The following is a 19,076-nucleotide window of genomic DNA, read 5'->3' as shown; positions in this document are numbered from 1 at the left end:
GCCAGACATCTTAGCCGGCGCAAATCCAGGGCCATGTTAATCTTGCGCTTTGCTTCCAGCGCCGCGGCCGCGGCTCCGCAAACGCGTCACGCTGCACTCCAGGCCGGACGCCTCCCCGTCGATCGGTGCGGGCCATCGCCGGACGGATGTCCGGTACCGGAACCGGGCGCGGTCGTATCAGTAAACACCCCGGCCCAGACCTCGAAGTGGGCGGAATAGACTTCGTGCAGATTGATATTTTCGGATCGTCGGCGGTAGGCGCACGAATATAATGCTTCGCTGAATACCTTCGGCAAAACGTCACTGAAACGTCATCCCACAATCTTAATCCCGCCTCGCTTCCGAAGACGATTCAACGCGAGGGCCCATGTCCGATTCCGCCGTCATTCCGCAACACGGGGTGGGGAACAGGCCCGCGGGCGGTCCGCGCCTCGAGCACGGGATCCATCTGGGGGGCGTCGTCGCCTTCCTGGCGGTTCTGGTGGCCGGGCTCGGCTACGCGGTGGTGAGCCTCATCGCCGACATGAACGCCGTCGGCGAGGCGCCGCTGGCCTACGGGGCCTTCGCGCTGCTCGGGCTCGCGCTGCTGATCGCCCTCGCCTTCGAGTTCGTGAACGGGTTCCACGACACCGCCAACGCGGTGGCCACCGTCATCTACACCCACTCGATGCCGCCGCTGGTGGCGGTGGTCTGGTCGGGCTTCTTCAACTTCCTGGGGGTGATGCTGTCCTCGGGCGCGGTGGCTTACGCCATCGTCACCCTGCTGCCGGTGGAGCTGATCCTGCATGTCGGCTCGGGAGCCGGCTACGCGATGATCTTCGCGCTGCTGCTCGCCGCCATCATCTGGAACCTCGGGACCTGGGCCTTCGGCCTGCCGAACTCCTCGTCGCATGCGCTGATCGGCTCGGTGCTGGGCGTCGGCCTCGCCAACCAGCTGATGGGCGGCGGCGACGGCACCGCCGGCGTCGACTGGAACCAGGCGTTCAATGTGTTCAAGGCGCTGCTGTTCTCGCCCCTGTGCGGCTTCGCCCTCGCGGCGCTGCTGCTGCTGGCCCTGAAATTCGCGGTGCGCCGCAAGGACCTCTACGAGGCCCCCAGGGGCGAGGCGCCGCCGCCGCTGTGGATCCGCAGCCTCCTGATCCTGACCTGCACGCTGGTGTCGTTCTTCCACGGCGGCAACGACGGCCAGAAGGGCATGGGCCTGATCATGCTGATCCTGATCGGCGCGGCGCCCACCGCCTACGCGCTGAACCGCACCATGTCGGACGACACGACCCCGGCCTTCATCCAGACCTCGGCGGCGGCGAGCCAAGTGTTCTCCGCCCGGGCCCCCGGCGCTCCCCAGCCGGAGACGGCGCAGGCGCGCCGGACGGTGACGGACGCCCTCAAGTCCAAGGACCTGAACCGGCCGCCGGTCTACGCCGCGCTCTCCGCGCTCGCCACCGACATCGCCGCCAGCGTGAAGAATTACGGCGCGATCCGCACCGTCCCGGCCGCCCAGACCGAGAACCTGCGCAACGCCATGTACCTCACCGCCGACGCGGTGCGGCTGCTGCCCAACGCCGGGGCTGATCTGTCCGAGGCCGAGAAGTCGACCCTGAAGAGCTACACCGGGCTGCTCAACAACGGCACCCGCTACATCCCGGGCTGGGTGAAGGTCTGCGTCGCCCTGGCGCTCGGCCTCGGCACCATGGTCGGCTGGAAGCGCATCGTCGTCACGGTGGGCGAGAAGATCGGCAAGACCCACCTCACCTACGCCCAGGGCGCGTCGGCCGAGATGGTCGCCGCGGGGACGATCGGGCTTGCCGAACTCTACGGCCTTCCGGTCTCGACCACGCACATCCTGTCCTCGGGCGTCGCCGGGACGATGGCGGCCAACGGCTCGGGCCTGCAGATGGCCACGGTGCGCAACATGGCCCTCGCCTGGATCCTGACCCTGCCGGCCGCCATCACGCTGGCCGCGACCTTGTTCTTCCTGCTGCGCCACGTGTTCTGACGCCGCGGGTATCGGCGGGGCCGAGCCCCGCAATCCACGGACAAGCATGACGACGGACAGGGCCGTTTCCGCACCCCGCGGAAACGGCCCTGTCCGTTCCGGCCCCGGTTTCCCGAGGCCTCACGGGCGCGCCATGGCACGCACGAAGGCGAGGCAGGTGCGGCGCGCGGCGACGGTCTCGATCGCCATGAAGGCCGTCACCAGATCCGCCGCCTGAGCCACGGCCTCGCGCGGCTCGGGCTCGTCCGGCAGGAAGGCGGCGACCGGCATGCGGAGCGTTCCGGCGATCCGCTCGAGGATCTCCACGGAGCGATCCGCCTCGGGCAGCCCGTGAACCGGATGGGTCATGGCGCAGGCCATCGTTCAGGCCGCCTGGTTACCGAGCTGGATCGCCCGGGCGATCTCCGAGCGCCGCTTGGCGTAGCCGGGAGCCACCATCGGGTAGTTGGCCGGCAGGCCGAACTTGGCGCGGTAGCGCTCCGGGGTGAGACCGTTGGCGGTGAGGTGGCGCTTCAGCGTCTTGTACGACCGGCCGTCGATGAAGCTGATCAGGCCGTTCTCGCCGATCGAGGCCTCGACCTCCGCGGCGGCCGGGCCGGTCCAGGACCGGGCGGAGCCGGCGGGATTGCGCTGGAGCACCGAGATCGCGGCATGGACCTGATCGATCAGCACCGGCAGATCCCCTGCCCCCACAGGGTTTCGCGACACGTAAGCGGCGACGATCGCGCCGACTTTCTCGAGCAGGAAGGAAGAGCGGGCTTCGGGTTCGTTGATCATGTCAGGATCTGCTGTTCAATCTCGCGTTATCAAAACCCCGCCTCTGTCGAACGACGGCCCGAAGGTCCGCCCCAGTGATCGACATCCGCGAAGGCCCCCACCGGCGGTGAGTTGCCAATTTCACCTCAGGTTGCTCAAATGCATCCCTTGAGGCTGAAAATAATATACAATATGTATCGGACGGCGCTTGTCTGGCGACGCGGATCCCTTGTTCCGGCCGCGCGAAATGCCGGTCGATCGAAAAATTTACTTATGGAAGCATTGTTTTCGACCGAGGGTCTTAACCCCCTGCACAGCTTTCGGCGCTGGCGGGAGGCGCTTGTCAGCCGGGGTGTCCCCCTCGAGCAGACGCGCCTCGACGACCGTCCCTTCCGGGCCAAGCTCGAAGCCGCGAGCGTCGGCCCGCTGGTGCTGACCCGCGTCACGCACGGCGCCATGCGCAGCGAGGCGACGCGCGGGCTGATCCGGCGCAACGGCAAGGACGGCACCGTCGTGGTGATCTTCAAGGTCGCCGGCACGTCGAAGCGCAGCCAGGATGGCCGTAGTTCGGTGCAGCGCCCCGGCGAGGTCGTGGTGATCGATCATCGTCCGGCCGCGCACGAGTCGAGCACGGACAGCCAGTCCCTGTTCCTGGAGCTGCCCCGGGAGCGCCTGGAGAGCGTGCTCGGGTCCACCCGGCGCTACACATCCCTGACGATGGGCGCCGACGTCGTCTCGACGGGGCTGACGGTCACGTTCTTCCAAGAGCTTGTCCGGTTGCGCGACCGGCTCGACCCTGACTCGGCCACCCGGATGGCGTCGGTCGGCGTGGACCTGATCGTCGCCAGCATCGCCGAGCGCCTGACGCTCGACGTGTCCCAGCCCCTGCACGGCACCGTCGTGGTCCAGCGCGCCAAGGCCCATGTCGAGGCCCATCTCGGCGACTCGACCCTCGACCCGCCCCAGCTCGCGGCGGCGGTGGGCGTGTCGCTGCGCCGGCTCCAGGAACTGTTCCAGGCGCGCGGCCAGCACATTTCCGACTGGATCTGGCAGCGCCGCCTGGAGGCGTCGGCCAAGCGCCTCGCAGACTCGGGCTGCGCCCAAATGCCGATCGGATCCCTGGCCTTCGGCTGCGGCTTCGCCAACCAGGCCCACTTCTCCCGCCGCTTCAAGGAACGCTACGGCATGGCTCCCCGGGAGTATCGCCACGCGGCCTTCGTGGGCACCCCGTAGACCACCGCATCGCCCGGCATCGCCAGGGGACAGCACCCGTGCAGCCCGTATTCACGACCGACAACCTCCACGCGAAGGACCGCTTCAAGATCTGGCGGGAGACGCTGTTCGAGCGGCTGGTGCCGATCGAGATCGCGCGCCTCGACGACAGCCCGTTCGCCGGCAAGATGGAGTTCGCCAACGTCGGCACCCTGCGAATGACGCGGGTCACGCAGGGCGCGCTGCGCAACGAGACGACCCCCAACGCCGCGCGCCAGCACGAGCGGGCCGGCATGGCCGTCGTGCTGTTCAAGCTCTCCGGCACGTCGACCTGCCTTCAGGACGGCCGGGACTCGGTCCAGAAGCCCGGCGACATCGTGGTGCTCGATCATCGGCCGTCCGTGGTGACGACGAGCCCGGGCAGCCAAGCCGTGTTCCTGGAATTGCCGCGCGAACGCCTCGAGAGCGTGCTCGGGCCGACCCGGCTCTACACCGCGCTGTCCATGGGGGCGGAACTGGCCACGACCAGCTTGGCATCGACGTTCTTCCGCGAGCTGATCCAGATACGCCACCGGCTCGATCCGGACTCGGCCGAGCGGATGTCGACGATCGGACTGGACCTGATCGTGGCCTGCATCGCCGAGCGGATGGCCAAGGAGGTGCCGCAGCCGCTGCACGGGACCGTCGTGGTCCAGCGCGCCAAAGCGTTCGTCGAGGCCAACCTCGGCGACCCCACCCTCGACCCGCCCCAGCTCGCGGCGGCGGTGGGCGTGTCGCTGCGCCGGCTGCAGGAGCTGTTCCACGAGCGCGGCCAGCAGATCTCCGACTGGATCTGGCAGCGTCGTCTCGCGGCGGCCGCCAAGCGCCTGGCCGACCCGAGCTGCGCCCACCTGCAGATCGGCGCCGTGGCCTTCGGCTGCGGCTTCGCCAACCAGGCCCATTTCGCCCGCCGGTTCAAGGAATGCCACGGCCTGTCGCCGCGGGAATACCGGATCGCGGCCCTTATCGGCACCCTGTAGCGGCCCACCGGTCCATCGCAACGAAGGCAAGGCTCGCGCGCGATCGCATCGCCGTCGCGACACGCCGTCCTGCTTCTGTTCCAAGCAGCGTGAGACGGATCAGGGATTGTCCCGCCCGCGCGACGTGAATCCGCATCGGCCATGCTGCGCCGTGCTTGCATACGCAATGAAATTTTTTGTATACATTGCCGCAACACATTCCTCGTAGCCTCATAAGTCTGACAAGTATTAAATCCAGCAGGATAAATTTCGGTCATAGATCAAGGCTCGGCTCAAATACTTCGGAGATCCGTGGCGCCGTTGTTCAGCGTGTGTCATCGTCGAGAACGGAATTTTACCTATGAAATTATTGTTTTCGACCGATAATATTCCTATCGATGCGCGTTTCAAACGCTGGCTGGAGACCCTGGAAGAGCAGCGCCTACCCCTTGAACAGCAGCAGCTCGACGCCGCGCCCTTCGAGGCCCGGCTGGAGATCGCCACGCTGGGCCCGCTCACCATGACCCGGGTCTCGGAGGGTCCACTGCGCAGCGAGGCGACACCCGGCAAGATCCGCCGCCTGGGTGACGCGGGCTGCATCAGCGTGGGCCTCACGCTCGCCGGCACCACGACGGTCGAGCAGCGGGATCGGGTCTCGACGCAGCGGCCGGGCGACCTGGTGGTGATCGAGCATCAGCCGACGGTGATGACGACGAGCCCGGGCAATCAATCCTTGTACCTGAAGATGCCGCGCGAAAGGCTGGAGGACGTGCTCGGGCCGGCACACCGCTACGCGGCCCGGACCGTGGGCGCGGACCTGGCCACCGCGAACCTGGCGACGGGCTACTTCGTGGAGTTGAGCCGCATGCATCACCAGCTCGACCCGGTCGCGGCCGCCCGCATGGGGTCGATCGGCGTGGACCTGATCGTCGCGAGCATCGCCGAGCGGATGGCGCTGGACCTGCCGCAGCCGCTGAGCGGCAACGTGCTGGTCCAGCGGGCCAAGGCGCATGTCGAGGCGAACCTCGGCGATCCGACCCTCGACCCGCCGCAGCTGGCGGCCGCGGTCGGCGTGTCGCTGCGCCGGCTCGAGGAACTGTTCCACGAGCGCGGCCAGCACGTTTCCGACTGGATCTGGCAACGCCGGCTCGAGGTCGCGGCCGACCGCCTGACCGACCCGGCCTTCACCAACCTGACGATCGAGACCCTGGCCGCCGGCTGCGGCTTCACCAGCCGGGTCTACTTCACGCGCCGCTTCAAGAACCGCTTCGGCCTGACGCCCAGCGATTTCCGCTACGCCGTCGGGCTGAGCCCGGAGTAGCGGCTCGGCAAGCCGTTCAGGGGCCGCGGTCGCTCCGGCGCAGGCTCGCCGGCATGGCGAACAGCAGGAGGCCGGCCGCCACCAGGCAGAGCGACCCGATGACGTAGAGGGCCGGCGTGGTCGATCCGGTCAGGTCCTTGACCCAGCCGACCATCACCGGGCTGACGATGCCGCCGAACTGGCCGAGCGTGTTGATCAGCGCGATGCCGCCGGCCGCGCCGACGCCGGTGACGAGCTTGGCCGGCAGGGTCCAGAAGGTCGGGATCGAGGCGACGATGCCGGATCCGAGCAGCGCCAGCGCGATCATCAGCGGCACGATTTGCCGGTCGAACAGGCCGGCGGTGAAGAACCCGATGGCCGCGGCGATCGCCAGCGCGGCAACGAATTTCGGCCGCTCGCCGGAGGCGTCTGACAGGCGTCCGACCACCACCATGCTGATCGCGCCGCAGATGTACGGGACCGCCGTGAGGAGGCCGACATAGGCGGCGCTGCTGCCGCTGGCGGTCTTGATCAGGTCCGGCCCCCAGAAATTCAGTCCGTATGAGCCGATCTGGAGGAGGAAGTAGACCAGCCCGATCATCAGGAAGCCGGGCTGGCGGAGGGCGCCGAGGAGCGAATGGTCGCCGATCTCTCGGTTGTGGTGGGCGATCCGGGCGGACAGCAGGTCCTTCTCCGGCTGCGACAGCCAGCGCGCATCGGAGATCCGGTCGTCGAGGCGCATCAGCACCAGGGCGCCGAGCACGAGGCAGGGCAGGCCGCCGGCCAGGAACAGCCATTGCCAGCCGGCGAGCCCGGCGACGCCGTTGAGGCCCCCGAGGATCAGGCCGGCCACCGGGGCCCCGAGGATGCCCGAGAACGCCGAGGCCACGAACAGGAACGAGGTGATCCGCCCGCGATGCGAGGCCGGGAACCACAGGGTCAGATAGTACAGGATGCCGGGCGCGAAGCCGGCCTCCATGGCGCCGATGATGAAGCGCAGGGTGTAGAAGTGCCATTCCGTGCGGATGAAGATCATCAGCGCGGTGGCGATCCCCCACGAGATCATGATCCGGGCGATCCAGCGGCGCGCGCCGACCCGGTACAGGAACAGGTTCGACGGCACCTCGAAGATGACGTAGCCGACGACGAACATGCTGGCGCCGAGCCCGTAGGCGACGTTGCTGAAGCCGAGGTCGCTCTGCAGCTGGAACTTGGCGAAGCTGATGTTGATCCGGTCGAAGAACGCGAACAGGTAGCAGACCATGATCAGCGGCATCAGCCGCCACGCCACCTTCCGGACGATGCCGGCCTCGGTCACATCCTCTGGGCGCGCGGGGGCGCCGGTCACCGCGATGGCCATCGTGTTCCTCCCTGGAGAAGTCCGGCCGCCCCGTCGCGGACGAGCCGGATGCGCGGGGCCGCCTTCGGTGAGCGGCTTTTTCGCGCTGTGATCGTCGGTGTCAGGCGGCCCGTGGGACCGGGTGCAGGTCGCAGGGCCGGCCCGCCTGGGCGACCTGACCGGGCACCGGGTGGCCGACCAGCCGGGGCAGGTCCCGGGACAGGGCGATCAGGGCCGGCAGGTCGAGGCCGGTCGGGATCCCCATCTCGTGGGCCATGCTGACCAGATCCTCGGTGCAGATGTTGCCGGTGGCGCCCGGGGCGAACGGGCAGCCGCCCAGGCCGCCGAGCGCCGCATCGAAGCGGCGCGCGCCCGCCTGCCAAGCCGCCAGCACGTTGGCGAGGCCGACCCCGCGGGTGTTGTGGAAATGCAGCGTCAGATGCTCGGCCGGGACGATCTGCAGGACGCGGGCGACGAGGCGCTCGACCTGGCGCGGGTTGGCCATGCCGGTGGTGTCGGCGAGCGTCACGCCGGTGATGCCGAGCGCACGATAGCGCTCCACCTGCGCGACGACCGCGTCGGCCGGCTGGTCGCCCTCGAACGGGCAGCCGAAGGCCGTGGCGACCGTCGCATTAGTCAGGACGGCCGAGCCCGTCACGGTCGCCATGATGCGGGAGAAGCCCGCGATCGAGTCGTCCGGGCTCATGCCCATGTTGGCGCGGTTGTGGGTCTCGCTCACCGAGGCGACGAGATTGATCTCGCCGACCCCGGCGGCCAGCGCCCGCTCGGCGCCCTTCGGGTTCGGGACGAGCGCCACGTAGACCGTGCCGGGCCGGCGGCGGATCCCGGCGAAGACCTCGGCGGCGTCGCGCAGGGCCGGTACCGCCCTGGGAGAAACGAAGGACGAGACCTCGATGCGGGAGAAGCCCGCATCCGAGAGCGCGTCCACCAGGGCGATCTTGTCGGCGGTCTCGACCCAGGCCGCCTCGATCTGCAGGCCGTCGCGGGGCGCGACCTCCTGGACCAGCATCGTGGCCTCGCTCATTTCACGGCTCCCGCATCGCGCAGCGTCTGGATCGCGACCGCGTCCAGGCCGAGATCGGCCAGGACCGCGTCGGTGTGGGCGCCGAGCGCCGGCCCCGGCCAGCGCACCGCCCCGGGGGTGCCGGACAGCTTCGGCACGATGCCGGGCATCTTCACCTGGGTGCCGCCGGGCAGCTCGGCCTGAAGGATCATGTCGCGGGCCTGGTAGTGCGGGTCGGCGACGATGTCGGCCACCGAGTAGATCCGGCCCGCCGGCACGTCCGCGGCGTCCAGGGCGGCCAGCGCGTCCGCGACGCTCCTTGCCTTCGACCAGTCTCCGATCACGCCGTCGAGCATCGCGGCGTGCTGCGAGCGGCCCTCGTTGGAGCGCATCCGCGGGTCCTCGGCGAGGTCGGGGCGGCCGATGGCCTGCATCAGTCGGCGGAAGATCGGGTCGCTGTTGCCGGCGATCACGACGTAGCCGCCATCCTGGGTCGGGTAGGTGTTGGACGGGGTGATGCCGGGCAGCGCGCCGCCGGTGCGGGTGCGGATCTCGCCGAGCAGGTCGTATTCGGGGACCAAGCTCTCCATGACGTTGAACACGCTCTCGACCAGCGAGACGTCCACCACCTGCCCGGCGCCGCCGTTGACCTTGACGTTCAGGATCGACATCAGCGCGCCGATCACGCCGTGGAGCGAGGCCAGGGTGTCGCCGATGCTGACGCCGACCCGGGCCGGCGGGCTGTCCGGGGAACCGGTGGTGTAGCGCAGCCCGCCCATGGCCTCGCCGATGGCGCCGAAGCCCGGCCGGTCACGGTACGGCCCGGTCTGGCCATAGCCGGAGATGCGCACCATCGTGAGCGACGTGTTGAGGGCCGAGAGCACGTCCCAACCCAGCCCCAGCTTCTCCAGGCCGCCGGGCCGGAAGTTCTCGACCACCACGTCGGCGCTGGTGGCGAGTCGCTTGACGATGTCGAGCCCCTCCGGGGTCTTCAGGTTGACCGCGATCGACTTCTTGTTGCGCGACTGGAGATACCACCACAGCGAGGTGTCGCCGTGCATCTTGCGCCAGGTGCGCAGGGGGTCACCGCCGTCGGGCGCCTCCACCTTGATCACCTCGGCACCGAACTCGGCGAGGAGCTTGGTGGCGAAGGGCGCGGCGATGAGCTGGCCGAGTTCCAGCACACGGATCCCGCTGAGCGGACCTGACACCGTCGTTCTCTCCCTGTCTTTGCCCGGAGGATACGACCGGCTTCCGGGCGATGTCCAAACGCCATGCGCGAGGCTGCGTTCTCCGCACGCGAACGGAAGCCCCTCCTATCCCCCGGCCGTGCGCAGGTGATCCAGCAACAGGGCGGCGGCGGGCGGCAGGGCGCCGGGGCGGACCACCAGGGTGAGCGTCCGCGTCGCCCAGGGGTCGGTCAGCGGCACCGCCGCGAGGTTCAGCTGCGGCCCGAGCAGGGCGAAGACCCCCTCGGGGATCGTGCCGAGGCCCATCCCGGCCTGCGCCATCCGGCAGATCCCGTCGAAGCTCGGAACGTGGATCCGCAGGCGCAGGGGCCGCCCGAGGCGCCGGGCCTCGTCCCGCAGGGCGGCGTAGATCGAGCTCTCCACGTGCAGGCCGACATGGTCGTAGTCGAGGGTGTCGGCGAGGGCGACGGCGGCGTGCCCGCTCAGCGGATGGTCGGCCGGCATCACCAGGACCAGGCGGTCGCCGCGATACGGGTAGGCGGTGAGCGAACGGGTGTCGGTGCCGCCGGCGCAGATCCCGAGATCGGCCGCGCCCTCCTCGACGCCCAGCACCACGCCGCCGCTCGGCCGCTCCGCCAGATCGACGCGGATCTGCTCCTGCGCAGCCAGGAAGGCCTGGAGGTCCTCGGGCAGGAACTGCACGATCGCCGACAGGTTGGCGAGCATCCGGACGAAGCCGCGCACGCCGTGCGCGTGCTCGGCCAGTTCGAGCGCCATCTGCTCGGCGCTCGCCAGCATCCGGCGGGTGTGGTGCAGCAGCGTCTCGCCGGCCGGCGTCGGGCGCATCCCCCGGGGCTCACGGGTGAGGAGGGCGCAGCCCAGCGCGCGCTCCAGCTCGGCCAGGCGCTTGCTCACCGCCGAGGGGGCGATCGCCGCCCGCCTTGCCGCGCCGTTGAGCGTCCCGGCCTCGCAGATCGCCGCGAACAGGCGCAGCGTCTTGAGGTCGAGGCGGCTCACGGTCGCCGCGGTCGGACGCGTCTCGCGAATGCCTACGGCCTCGTCTTGGCGGCCCCCGGGGGGCCGCGCCAATCCCGCGCGCCGACCGGCTGGCCGTACGCGCCGTGACCGAGCTTCGCGCCCTGCCGGTTGACCACGCCGAAGCGCAGGACAGCCTGCTCCAGGTAGTCGATGGCGTCCACGAGGTCGGCGCGGGCGGCCGCGACCGCGCCCTCGCCTTCCTCGCCCGGGGTCTCGGCGAGGTTCACGGCGGCGATCAGCACCCGGTCGCGCTCCTCCTCGATCCGCCGGTCGCGCTTGACATGGCCGCGGACCCGGGCGTCGAAGGCCTCGATCACCGACCAGGGCAGCGCGTCCTTGTCCACAGGCGCCCGGAAGGCCAGCGCGTGGCGCCTTGCCGCCGCCGCCGCGGCCCTGACGTGGTCGGCAAGTTCTGCATCCATCCCGGGTCCCCGTGCGGTCACGCCCATGCTGTCTCGAACGCGCGCCGGTCGCGGCCGTTGCCGAGGCCCTTACCGGGTCGCCCCCGGGGCCCTCAAGCCGGAATCCGGCGCGGCCCTGACCTTGACAAGGCGCGGCCTTATCTCTCGGAACTGTGATCGGTGTACCGGGCCTCGCCCGGAAGGGAGTTCCCCCGAATGGTTCCGATGCTGAATGCCGGCGCCCTGCGCCCCTCCTCCGCGGCGGCGCGCCTGCTGAGCGCGCTCACGGTCCTGCTGGTTGCCACCGGCCTCTCGGGCTGCGGCGCGATCAACCGCGTGCCGACCCTGGAGGAGCAGGCGAAGTCGTCCTGGAGCGAGGTGCAGAATCAGTACCAGCGCCGGGCCGACCTGATCCCCAACTTGGTCGAGACCGTGAAGGGCTACGCCCAGCAGGAGAAGGACGTGCTGATCGGCGTGACCGAGGCGCGCGCCAAGGCGTCGAGCGTGAAGGTCGACGCCTCGACGGTGAGCGACCCGCAGAAGTTCAAGGAATTCCAGGACGCGCAGAACCAGCTGTCCGGGGCCCTCGGTCGCCTGCTGGTTACGGTGGAAAAGTACCCCGACCTGAAGTCGAACCAGAACTTCCTGGCTCTGCAATCGCAGCTCGAAGGCACCGAGAACCGCATCGCCGTGGCGCGGCGCGACTATATTGGGGCGGTCCAGGCCTACAACACCGAGCTGCGCACCATCCCGGGCCGCTGGATCGCCGCGATCATGTATCCGGAGTCCAAGCCGATGGAGACGTTCTCGGCCACGCCCAACTCCGACCGTCCGCCGAACGTGAAGTTCTAGAGACAGCGCGGATAGATCGATGCGGCTCATGGGCTTGAGCCTCACCACGGTGGTGCGGCTCCTCCTCGCGCTGGTCGTGCTGTTCGGGTGCCTGGCCGTCTACGCGGTCGGCGCGCTGGCAGCCGACCTGACCTTCCCGCCGCTGACCGGCCGCGTGGTCGACGCGGCCGGCATCCTCACGCCGGACCAGCGCGGGACGCTCGAGGCCAAGCTGAAGGCGCACGAGGACAAGACCTCGGACCAGGTCGTGGTGGCGACCGTGCCCAACCTGCAGGGCACGACCGTCGAGGATTACGCCAACCGCCTGTTCCGGGACTGGAAGCTCGGGCAGGCCAAGACCAACAACGGCGCCCTGCTGCTGGTGGCGCCGAGCGAGCGCAAGGTTCGGATCGAGGTCGGGTACGGGCTCGAGGGCGCGCTGACGGACGCGCTGTCCCGGGTGATCATCGCCAGCGCGATCACGCCGCGCTTCAAGACCGGCGACTATTACGGCGGGATCGATGCCGGCGTCGACGGGATCCTGGGGATCCTGTCGGGGGATGCGCAGGAGTGGCAACGCAAGCCGCAGGTCCGCAGCGACGAGGTCGATCCCGGGCAGGTCGCGATCTTCATCGCCCTGTTCCTGATCGTCCTGTTCGTGGCCTGGCGCATGAACCGGGGCGGACGGGCCGGGCGGGGCGGCGGCATCGTGTTCCTGCCCGGCCCGGGCTCGGGCGGATGGAGCGGCGGCTACTCGGACGGCGGTTCGTCCGGCGGCTTCGGCGGCGGATTTTCCGGCGGGGGCGGCTCCTCCGGCGGCGGGGAGCCTCGGGTGACTGGTAGGATCGCGGACGTTCTCCCCGGGGGCGCGCGCGCACGCCTCGCCCAGGCGGTGTCCCGGGCCGAAGCCGGCACGTCCGGCGAGATCGTCGTGATGGTCGGCCGCCGCGCGGGCGCCTACCGCTCCGTGGTGCTGCTCGCCGCCCTGATCGCTGGGCTGATCCTGCCCTGGCCGCTGATCGCGCTGACCGGCTGGAGTGCGGTCACGATCCTGCTCGCGCAGGCGGCCCTGGTCGCCGCGATCCTGGGCCTGAGCCAGATCGAGCGGCTGCGCCTCGCCCTGGTGCCGCGCCGCCTGCGCAGCGCCCGGGCCCGCGAGGCCGGGCAGCGGGCGTTCTGGTCCCGGGGCCTGAGCCGGACCCGGTCCCGCACCGGCGTGCTGCTCTACCTGTCCCTGGCCGAGCGCCACGCCGAGATCGTCACGGATCTCGGCGTGCTCGGGCGCATCCCGGCGCAAGCCTGGGACGGCATCCTGGCCGAACTCGGCGGGGCGCTGGCGCGCGGCGAGATCGAGGGCGGCTTGACCGTGGCGGTGGAGCGCATCGGCGCCTGCCTGGCGGAGCACCTCCCGGCCGGCCCCCACGATCCGGACGAATTGCCGAACCGGGTGATCGTCGCGGATTAGGGCGTCCCCCTCGCGGATGATGCGCGACCCTTTCCCGGACACCCGGACCGTCAGGGAAGGCGATCCCGGAACAGGCCCCGCGCGAGCGGACATGCCGGGCGGCGCATGTCTCCGCCGAAGCCCGGGTCGAGGGCATCGTCCGGAAGGGTTGCGGCCGGCTTTCCAGAAAAGAAGATGATGCGAACCAAGGAGTTCGTGCATCGCACCGGTCCCGACATCCAGTACGATGCGCTAGCCCCGCACCCGCCGCAATGCGGTCATGGCCTCGTCCGGCGCGGTGTCGCATCCCGCCGGCACGACCAGCTTCACGGCCAGCGCGGTCCGCGCCGAGGCCGAACGCATCCGCAGGACGGCGCCGGCCCGGTGCACGACATGCAGGACGCCCAGCGCCATCGCGGCCCGGGGGCCGTCGAGAGTCCAGCCCCGGTAGACGTAGACGACGCGGTCGTTCGGATCGCGCGGCGCGGCGAGGGACGTGTCCGTGCCATGGGGCGAGGGCTCGACGAAGTCGGCCACCACCGGGCGCGGGCACGCGGCGGTCCAGATCACCCGGCGCACGGCCTCGGCCCGGGTCAGGACCACGCCCGCGCCGAGATCGACCGCCGCGACGGCGGCGGCCGGTTCCGGGGTGGGCGCGCCGGTCCCGTAGGCCTGGACCCGCATCGAGACCGACAGGGCGAGCAGCAGGCACAGGGCGCCCAGGCCCGCGCGGTCGGCTCTGGTCAAACGGGACACGCGACCGGGCACGGCGACCTCTCGACATGGATGATGATCGGCAGCAGCGAGGCCGCCACCGAGACCAGCGCCACGGTCACCGAGCCGGCCCCGTCGTGCCAGTGATGATAGGCCTCGGCCGACGGCAGCATCGCCAGGATCCGGGCGATGTTGATCGCGACGACCAGGATTGCGCTCGCCGCCAGGGCTCCCAGCGCCCCGCGGCCGATCGGTCGCCCGGCGATCTTGAGCACGCACAGCCAGATCAGGGCCGCCAGCGACAGGTTGTGGAACGCCGAGCAGCCCTCCAGCATCACGATCGACCAGTCCGGGCGGGTGCTGAGATAGACGCCGGTGGCGTGCAGGCCGGGAAACGCGAGGCGCCCGACCCAGGCCATCACGGCCACCTCGAACGGCTCGATGGCGTGGTAGAACAGCTTGAAGACGAGCTTGCTCCACAATTCGCACACCGACAGCGCCAGCCAGATCTGACCGATATCGGCGAGCAGACGGTCTTCCGAGCGCCGGACGAGGAACCACGCCGCGACGAGCGTCATGCCGGCGTAGACCGCGTGGGGCTCGGGCAGGAACCACGTGAGCGCACCGGCGACCAGGATACCGAGGTCGGACCGCGTCAGCGCCGGGCGGACCTCACGGGCGGTGAACAGGAGGACCGCCGTCGCCAGCGCGGCGAACACCTCGCCGAACTTGAGTTCGACGAGGCGCTGAAGGCCCGGATCGGGCTCGAGCAGCAGGCGCTGCAGGGCGGCCGACAGGGAGGTGCCGCAGGCAAAGACCAGCAGGCTCCAGCGCGCGGCGTGGACCGGCGGGCTCGACGGGCGCGCGAGGGCCATACCCGGCCCGGCCAGGATGTCGGCCACGGCGGCGCTCTCAGGCGGCGGCCGGCCCGGACTGTTCGCGACGCCTGCGACGCAGGAAGGTCACGGTGCCGCCGGCAAGCGCGAGACCCAGGATCGCGTTGATCTCGGGCGAGGGCGCGCCACCGGAAGCGCCACCGGCACCGGCAGCGGCGCTGGATTCGAACAGGCCGGCAAACGCCCCGCCGGCTCCGTAGGGGCTCGCCTCGGCAAACCCGCCGGCCGTGTAGGTGCCGGCGCTCAGGTGGATCTGCGCCGAGCTGAAGGCGGGATTCTGCAACGCGTCTAAAGCCGAGCCCGCGTAACTCCCGAGCGCGGGCGTGGATGTGAGCCCTGAGAAGATCGTCACGCCCGTGGATGATGTCACGTTGATCCGGAACTGATCACCGCTGAGATAGGAATCCACGATCGAGAACGTTCCCGGCCCGGCCAGGCTGAAGGAGAACGTCGGCAGCCCCGAGCCCTGACCGCCGAAATCGAAAGATCGGTACCCCGCACCGAGGGCGAGATCGATCGTTTGCGCCCGCGCCGGCAAGGCCTGCGCCGCCATGGCCATGGCCATCACAGCGACGACACGTGAAAGGCTCTTCCTCATCTGCCGCTCCCCTCAGCTCGCATCAGCCCCGTCGCCTCGCCATCGAAATGAATAACGAACCTTAGGGTATTAACCAATATTTTGTTATATCAGTATTTGAGGATATGACTGGCGCAAACGAGCGCGGTCAAGGGTGGCTATCTACTTATTAAGCCCGCAATAGCCACTACTACTTTCGAGGGCGTGCCTGCGAGCAGTGTCGGCGGATGCGCGGCTTGAACCGGCGCAAGCAATCGCGTGAATAAGACCTTCGCAAGCTCCGCTCGGAGGCAGTGACAGTCTTCGCGAAATTTCACGGTGGCAGGATTTGTGCGTTGCCGCACGAACCCGGATCTGTACCGGTAACTCGGCCCGTCCGTCGACGATTCTCCCTGACAGAGGGAGCGGGCCGAGCCGCGCCTTCGGCGTCCGCATGCGGGACGCCGAGATCGACAGGGCGCGCGGGCATGGCCGGCGTCGCCCGAGGAGGCCGTGATGAAGATCCTGATTGCCGCCACGCCGCTCACCGGCCACGTGAACCCGCTGCTCGCCATCGGCCGCGCCGCGGCCGCCCGGGGCGACACCGTGCGGGTGCTGACCGACCCGGTCTTCCGGGCGAAGGTCGAGGCGGCGGGCCTGGGCTTCGCGCCCTACGCGGACAACGATTCCGCCGGCTTCCTGGAGACGACGCTGCCCCCTGGCCCGGAGCGGTTCCGGAGCGAGTTCCAGCGGCGCTTCATCGATCCCATGCCGGTCCAGACGGCCGCCCTGCGGGCCCAGATCGCCGAGGATGCGCCGGACGTGATCGTGGCCGGCAGCATGTTCCTCGGCGTGCTGCCGCTGCTCCTCGACAGGGCGCCGCGCCCGCCGATCGTCACCGCCAACATCAGTTTCCTGTTCCTCGAGCGGCCCGACCACGCTCCGATCGGCCTGGGCCTGCCGCCCGCCCGCGACCCGTCCGAACTCGCCCGCTACGCCGCCCTGAAGGCGGGCATGGATGCCGCCTTCGCCAACCCGGTCCGGGCCTACGCGGACGCGCAGCTCGCGCGGCTGGGCGCGGCGCCGCTGCCGGCGTCCCTGCCGCACGCGGTGGTGGTCCTGCCCGACCTGTTCCTCCAGCCGACCGTGCCGGGCTTCGAGTACGATTACGGCACGCTGCCGCCGGGCGTCCGCTTCATCGGCCTGCTCCAGCCCCCGGCCCCGCCGGCGCCCCTGCCGGATTGGTGGCCGGAGCTGGAACGGGCCAACGCCGACAACAAGCCCGTGGTGCTGGTCACCCAGGGCACCCTCGCCAACGCCGATTTCGGCGCGCTGGTCGAGCCGACCCTGGCCGCCCTCGCCGACCGGGACGACCTTCTGGTCCTCGCCACCACGGGCGGCCGCCCGGTCGAGGCGCTGCGCGGGCCGATCCCGGCCAACACGCGGGTCGCGCGGTTCCTGCCGTTCCGGGAGCTGCTGCCGCGGGTGAGCGTGCTCGTCACGAATGGCGGCTACGGCAGCGTCTCGCAGGCGCTCTCGAATGGCGTGCCGATCGTCTCGGCGGGCCTGACCGAGGACAAGGCGGAGGTGAACGCCCGGATCGGCTGGTCCGGGGTCGGCCTCAACCTCGCCACCAACGCGCCGGGGGTCGACGCCCTGAGGGACGCCGTGGCGCGGGTGCTCGGCGAGCCCGGCTTCCGGCAGCGGGCCATGGCCCTGCAGGAGGCCTTCGCGGCGCGGGACGCCATGGCCGGCATCCTGGGGGCCATCGACGCGCTGGTCCGCTCCGGCCCGGCACACAACAGCGGCACGGCCGTCCCGATGGCGAGGTCGGCGTGAAGCCGGCGACCGATCATCCGGCGCTGCGGGTCGTGGTCGACCTCAACCGTTGCCAGGGCTACGCCCAATGCTGCTACACGGCCCCGGACGCCTTCGCGATCCGGGGCCACGAGATCCTGTTCTACGATCCGGCCCCGCCGGCCGAGCGGCGTGGCGCGATCGAGCGCGCCGTCCAGGCCTGCCCGGTTCGCGCCATCAGCCTGCAAGCCGGGCCGGATGACGGAGATCTGCCGTGACCGCCGAGCCCGCCGGTATCGTGGTGATCGGCGCCTCGCTGGCGGGCCTGCGCGCCGCCGAGGCCCTGCGGCACGGCTCCTATGACGGGCCGCTGACCCTGGTGGGAGCCGAGCCGTATCGGCCCTACGATCGTCCACCCCTGTCGAAGCACGTGCTGGCGGGAGAGCTGAGGCCGGAGGCGAGCCGGCTGCCGGAGCGCACGCGCCTGCGCGCCCGCTGGCGGCTGGGGAACGCGGCCGTGTCCCTCGACCGGAAGGCTCGCACACTCCGCCTCGCGGACGGTACGGAGCTGGCTTATCAAAAACTGCTGATCGCCACCGGGGCCGAGTCCCGTCCCTGGCCGGCCGAGACCGGCGGCGGGCTCGCCGGCATCCATACCCTGCGCGGCCGTGACGACGCCGCATCCCTCCGGGCGGACCTCCTGGCCGGGCCTCGCCGAGTCCTCATCGTCGGGGGCGGGCTGATCGGCTGCGAGGCGGCCTCCTGCCTGCGCGACCTCGGCCTGCCGGTGACCCTGGTCGATCCCAACCCGGCCCCGTTGGCCCGGTCTCTCGGAACCTGGGTCGGCGGCGTGATCGCCGCGCGCCTGCGCGAGTCCGGTGCGGTGTTCCGCCCCGGCGCCCAGGTACTGCGATTCGAGGGCGACGCGGCCGGCCGGGTCGCCCGGGCCCGCCTCGCGGACGGCGGCACCGTGGAGGCCGACCTCGTGATCGCCGCTCTGGGCGCGACCCGCGCCACCGGCTGGCTCCGGGGCGCCGGCCTGACGGCGGATCCCGGCGGCGTCACCTGCGACGCGGCCTGCCGGGTCCTGGACACGGACGGAGTGCCCTGCCCCGACATCTACGCGGCCGGTGACGTAGCCCGTTGGCCGATCCGGCTCTACGGCGACCGGCTGGTCTCGGTGGAGCATTGGGGCAACGCCGTCGAGCAGGCGGCCCACGCCGCCCGCAACATGCTGGCCGCCCCGGACGATCAGCGCGCCTACGTGCATCTTCCGGCCTATTGGTCCAGCCAGTTCGGGATCAACATCAAGGCCGTGGGTCTCACCGAGGGCGCCGACGCCGTCGCGGTGGTGCAGGGAACGCGCGCGTCCCGGCGCTTCCTCGCGGTCTACGGCCGGGCCGGGCGCAGCATCGCGGCGGTCTCGTTCGACCAGGCCCGGTGGCTGCCCGCCTATGCCGAGGCGATCGAGGCGGGCGCCGCCTTCCCCCCGATCCTCGACGCCACGGACCAGCCCCGGATCGAGACCGCAGCGCCGGGCTTCCCGCCGGCGCGTCCTTCCGCCGAGGCCGCCCATGGCTGACC

The 19,076-nt window shown here is 70.5% G+C and carries 19 protein-coding genes and 1 pseudogene; 10 read left to right on the top strand and 10 right to left on the bottom strand.

Features of this window, described 5'->3' with window-relative positions:
• The first annotated feature begins 367 nt into the window (after positions 1–367).
• Positions 368–1,996: an inorganic phosphate transporter gene (locus tag FVA80_RS26500; protein ID WP_147909802.1), complete on the top strand. Its 1,629-nt coding sequence runs from the start codon at positions 368–370 to the stop codon at positions 1,994–1,996.
• Between the two features lie 120 nt (positions 1,997–2,116).
• Here FVA80_RS26500 and FVA80_RS26495 read toward each other — a convergent pair whose 3' ends face one another.
• On the bottom strand, positions 2,117–2,344 hold the full coding sequence (locus FVA80_RS26495) for a hypothetical protein (RefSeq protein WP_246692155.1): 228 nt from the start codon (positions 2,342–2,344) through the stop codon (positions 2,117–2,119).
• A gap of 15 nt (positions 2,345–2,359) precedes the next feature.
• On the bottom strand, positions 2,360–2,773 hold the full coding sequence (locus tag FVA80_RS26490) for a MucR family transcriptional regulator (RefSeq protein WP_147909804.1): 414 nt from the start codon (positions 2,771–2,773) through the stop codon (positions 2,360–2,362).
• Positions 2,774–3,025: 252 nt separating this feature from the next.
• On the opposite strand from FVA80_RS26490, the gene FVA80_RS26485 reads away from it, so the two are divergent.
• The 3 genes from FVA80_RS26485 to FVA80_RS26475 all read left to right on the top strand — a co-directional run bounded on the left by FVA80_RS26485 (position 3,026) and on the right by FVA80_RS26475 (position 6,283).
• On the top strand, positions 3,026–3,985 hold the full coding sequence (locus tag FVA80_RS26485) for a helix-turn-helix domain-containing protein (RefSeq protein WP_147909805.1): 960 nt from the start codon (positions 3,026–3,028) through the stop codon (positions 3,983–3,985).
• Between the two features lie 38 nt (positions 3,986–4,023).
• The gene (locus FVA80_RS26480) at positions 4,024–4,983 is read left to right on the top strand and encodes a helix-turn-helix domain-containing protein (RefSeq protein ID WP_147957904.1); all 960 of its coding nucleotides are present in this window, start codon (positions 4,024–4,026) and stop codon (positions 4,981–4,983) included.
• 340 nt (positions 4,984–5,323) lie between these two features.
• Positions 5,324–6,283 carry a helix-turn-helix domain-containing protein gene (locus tag FVA80_RS26475; RefSeq protein WP_147909675.1) on the top strand — a complete coding sequence of 320 codons (960 nt, stop codon included), beginning with the start codon at positions 5,324–5,326 and terminating at the stop codon, positions 6,281–6,283.
• A gap of 16 nt (positions 6,284–6,299) precedes the next feature.
• Here the strand turns inward: FVA80_RS26475 and FVA80_RS26470 are convergent, their stop codons facing one another.
• The 5 genes from FVA80_RS26470 to FVA80_RS26450 form a co-directional block, all read right to left on the bottom strand.
• Complete coding sequence (locus tag FVA80_RS26470) at positions 6,300–7,622, bottom strand: MFS transporter (protein WP_147909674.1); 1,323 nt, start codon at positions 7,620–7,622, stop codon at positions 6,300–6,302.
• A gap of 100 nt (positions 7,623–7,722) precedes the next feature.
• The gene (locus tag FVA80_RS26465) at positions 7,723–8,646 is read right to left on the bottom strand and encodes a hydroxymethylglutaryl-CoA lyase (RefSeq protein WP_147909673.1); all 924 of its coding nucleotides are present in this window, start codon (positions 8,644–8,646) and stop codon (positions 7,723–7,725) included.
• Positions 8,643–9,836 (bottom strand): CaiB/BaiF CoA-transferase family protein, encoded by a 1,194-nt coding sequence (locus FVA80_RS26460; protein ID WP_147909672.1) that lies wholly within the window; start codon positions 9,834–9,836, stop codon positions 8,643–8,645. The genes FVA80_RS26465 and FVA80_RS26460 overlap by 4 nt, the downstream gene beginning before the upstream one ends.
• 105 nt (positions 9,837–9,941) lie before the next feature.
• The gene (locus FVA80_RS26455; protein WP_246692154.1) at positions 9,942–10,832 is read right to left on the bottom strand and encodes a LysR family transcriptional regulator; all 891 of its coding nucleotides are present in this window, start codon (positions 10,830–10,832) and stop codon (positions 9,942–9,944) included.
• A gap of 32 nt (positions 10,833–10,864) precedes the next feature.
• The gene (locus FVA80_RS26450; protein ID WP_147909671.1) at positions 10,865–11,275 is read right to left on the bottom strand and encodes a hypothetical protein; all 411 of its coding nucleotides are present in this window, start codon (positions 11,273–11,275) and stop codon (positions 10,865–10,867) included.
• Positions 11,276–11,470: 195 nt separating this feature from the next.
• Here FVA80_RS26450 and FVA80_RS26445 point away from each other — a divergent pair, with 195 nt between their 5' ends.
• The 3 genes and pseudogenes from FVA80_RS26445 (at position 11,471) to FVA80_RS26435 (ending at position 13,550) form a co-directional block, all read left to right on the top strand.
• A complete protein-coding gene (locus FVA80_RS26445) occupies positions 11,471–12,106 on the top strand; it encodes a LemA family protein (protein WP_147909670.1) in 636 nt (211 codons plus the stop codon).
• Between the two features lie 19 nt (positions 12,107–12,125).
• Positions 12,126–12,928 (top strand): annotated as a pseudogene (locus FVA80_RS26440) (TPM domain-containing protein).
• Between the two features lie 91 nt (positions 12,929–13,019).
• Complete coding sequence (locus FVA80_RS26435) at positions 13,020–13,550, top strand: TPM domain-containing protein (protein ID WP_246692470.1); 531 nt, start codon at positions 13,020–13,022, stop codon at positions 13,548–13,550.
• Between the two features lie 231 nt (positions 13,551–13,781).
• On the opposite strand, the gene FVA80_RS26430 is transcribed toward FVA80_RS26435, so the two are convergent.
• From FVA80_RS26430 to FVA80_RS26420, 3 genes are read right to left on the bottom strand one after another with little or no spacing between them, the layout of a single operon-like run.
• Positions 13,782–14,276: a hypothetical protein gene (locus FVA80_RS26430; RefSeq protein ID WP_147909668.1), complete on the bottom strand. Its 495-nt coding sequence runs from the start codon at positions 14,274–14,276 to the stop codon at positions 13,782–13,784.
• Positions 14,273–15,145 carry a hypothetical protein gene (locus FVA80_RS26425; protein ID WP_246692153.1) on the bottom strand — a complete coding sequence of 291 codons (873 nt, stop codon included), beginning with the start codon at positions 15,143–15,145 and terminating at the stop codon, positions 14,273–14,275. Before FVA80_RS26425 ends, FVA80_RS26430 begins: the two co-directional genes overlap by 4 nt.
• Before the next feature lie 10 nt (positions 15,146–15,155).
• The gene (locus FVA80_RS26420; protein WP_147909667.1) at positions 15,156–15,692 is read right to left on the bottom strand and encodes a hypothetical protein; all 537 of its coding nucleotides are present in this window, start codon (positions 15,690–15,692) and stop codon (positions 15,156–15,158) included.
• Between the two features lie 519 nt (positions 15,693–16,211).
• Here FVA80_RS26420 and FVA80_RS26415 point away from each other — a divergent pair.
• Genes FVA80_RS26415 through FVA80_RS26405 form a run of 3 tightly spaced genes read left to right on the top strand, consistent with a single transcriptional unit; the run spans position 16,212 to position 19,074 of the window.
• The gene (locus FVA80_RS26415; RefSeq protein WP_147957902.1) at positions 16,212–17,534 is read left to right on the top strand and encodes a nucleotide disphospho-sugar-binding domain-containing protein; all 1,323 of its coding nucleotides are present in this window, start codon (positions 16,212–16,214) and stop codon (positions 17,532–17,534) included.
• Positions 17,535–17,557: 23 nt separating this feature from the next.
• Entirely contained in the window at positions 17,558–17,770 is a 213-nt protein-coding gene (locus FVA80_RS26410; protein ID WP_147909679.1) for a ferredoxin, read from the top strand.
• Entirely contained in the window at positions 17,767–19,074 is a 1,308-nt protein-coding gene (locus FVA80_RS26405; RefSeq protein ID WP_147909665.1) for an FAD/NAD(P)-binding oxidoreductase, read from the top strand. The genes FVA80_RS26410 and FVA80_RS26405 overlap by 4 nt, the downstream gene beginning before the upstream one ends.
• Positions 19,075–19,076 lie beyond the last annotated feature (2 nt).

Source organism: Methylobacterium sp. WL1 (assembly GCF_008000895.1).
GTDB lineage: Bacteria > Pseudomonadota > Alphaproteobacteria > Rhizobiales > Beijerinckiaceae > Methylobacterium.
Note: the sequence above shows the minus strand (reverse complement) of the source record. Positions and strands in the feature narration are given on the sequence as shown.

Coding starts and splice junctions, on each gene's coding strand:
- FVA80_RS26500 (WP_147909802.1), top strand. CDS start 368: ATGTCCGATTCCGCCGTCATTCCGCAACACGGGGTGGGGAACAGGCCC.
- FVA80_RS26495 (WP_246692155.1), bottom strand. CDS start 2,344: ATGACCCATCCGGTTCACGGGCTGCCCGAGGCGGATCGCTCCGTGGAG.
- FVA80_RS26490 (WP_147909804.1), bottom strand. CDS start 2,773: ATGATCAACGAACCCGAAGCCCGCTCTTCCTTCCTGCTCGAGAAAGTC.
- FVA80_RS26485 (WP_147909805.1), top strand. CDS start 3,026: ATGGAAGCATTGTTTTCGACCGAGGGTCTTAACCCCCTGCACAGCTTT.
- FVA80_RS26475 (WP_147909675.1), top strand. CDS start 5,324: ATGAAATTATTGTTTTCGACCGATAATATTCCTATCGATGCGCGTTTC.
- FVA80_RS26470 (WP_147909674.1), bottom strand. CDS start 7,622: ATGGCCATCGCGGTGACCGGCGCCCCCGCGCGCCCAGAGGATGTGACC.
- FVA80_RS26465 (WP_147909673.1), bottom strand. CDS start 8,646: ATGAGCGAGGCCACGATGCTGGTCCAGGAGGTCGCGCCCCGCGACGGC.
- FVA80_RS26450 (WP_147909671.1), bottom strand. CDS start 11,275: ATGGATGCAGAACTTGCCGACCACGTCAGGGCCGCGGCGGCGGCGGCA.
- FVA80_RS26445 (WP_147909670.1), top strand. CDS start 11,471: ATGGTTCCGATGCTGAATGCCGGCGCCCTGCGCCCCTCCTCCGCGGCG.
- FVA80_RS26435 (WP_246692470.1), top strand. CDS start 13,020: ATGGTCGGCCGCCGCGCGGGCGCCTACCGCTCCGTGGTGCTGCTCGCC.
- FVA80_RS26420 (WP_147909667.1), bottom strand. CDS start 15,692: ATGGCGGCGCAGGCCTTGCCGGCGCGGGCGCAAACGATCGATCTCGCC.
- FVA80_RS26415 (WP_147957902.1), top strand. CDS start 16,212: ATGAAGATCCTGATTGCCGCCACGCCGCTCACCGGCCACGTGAACCCG.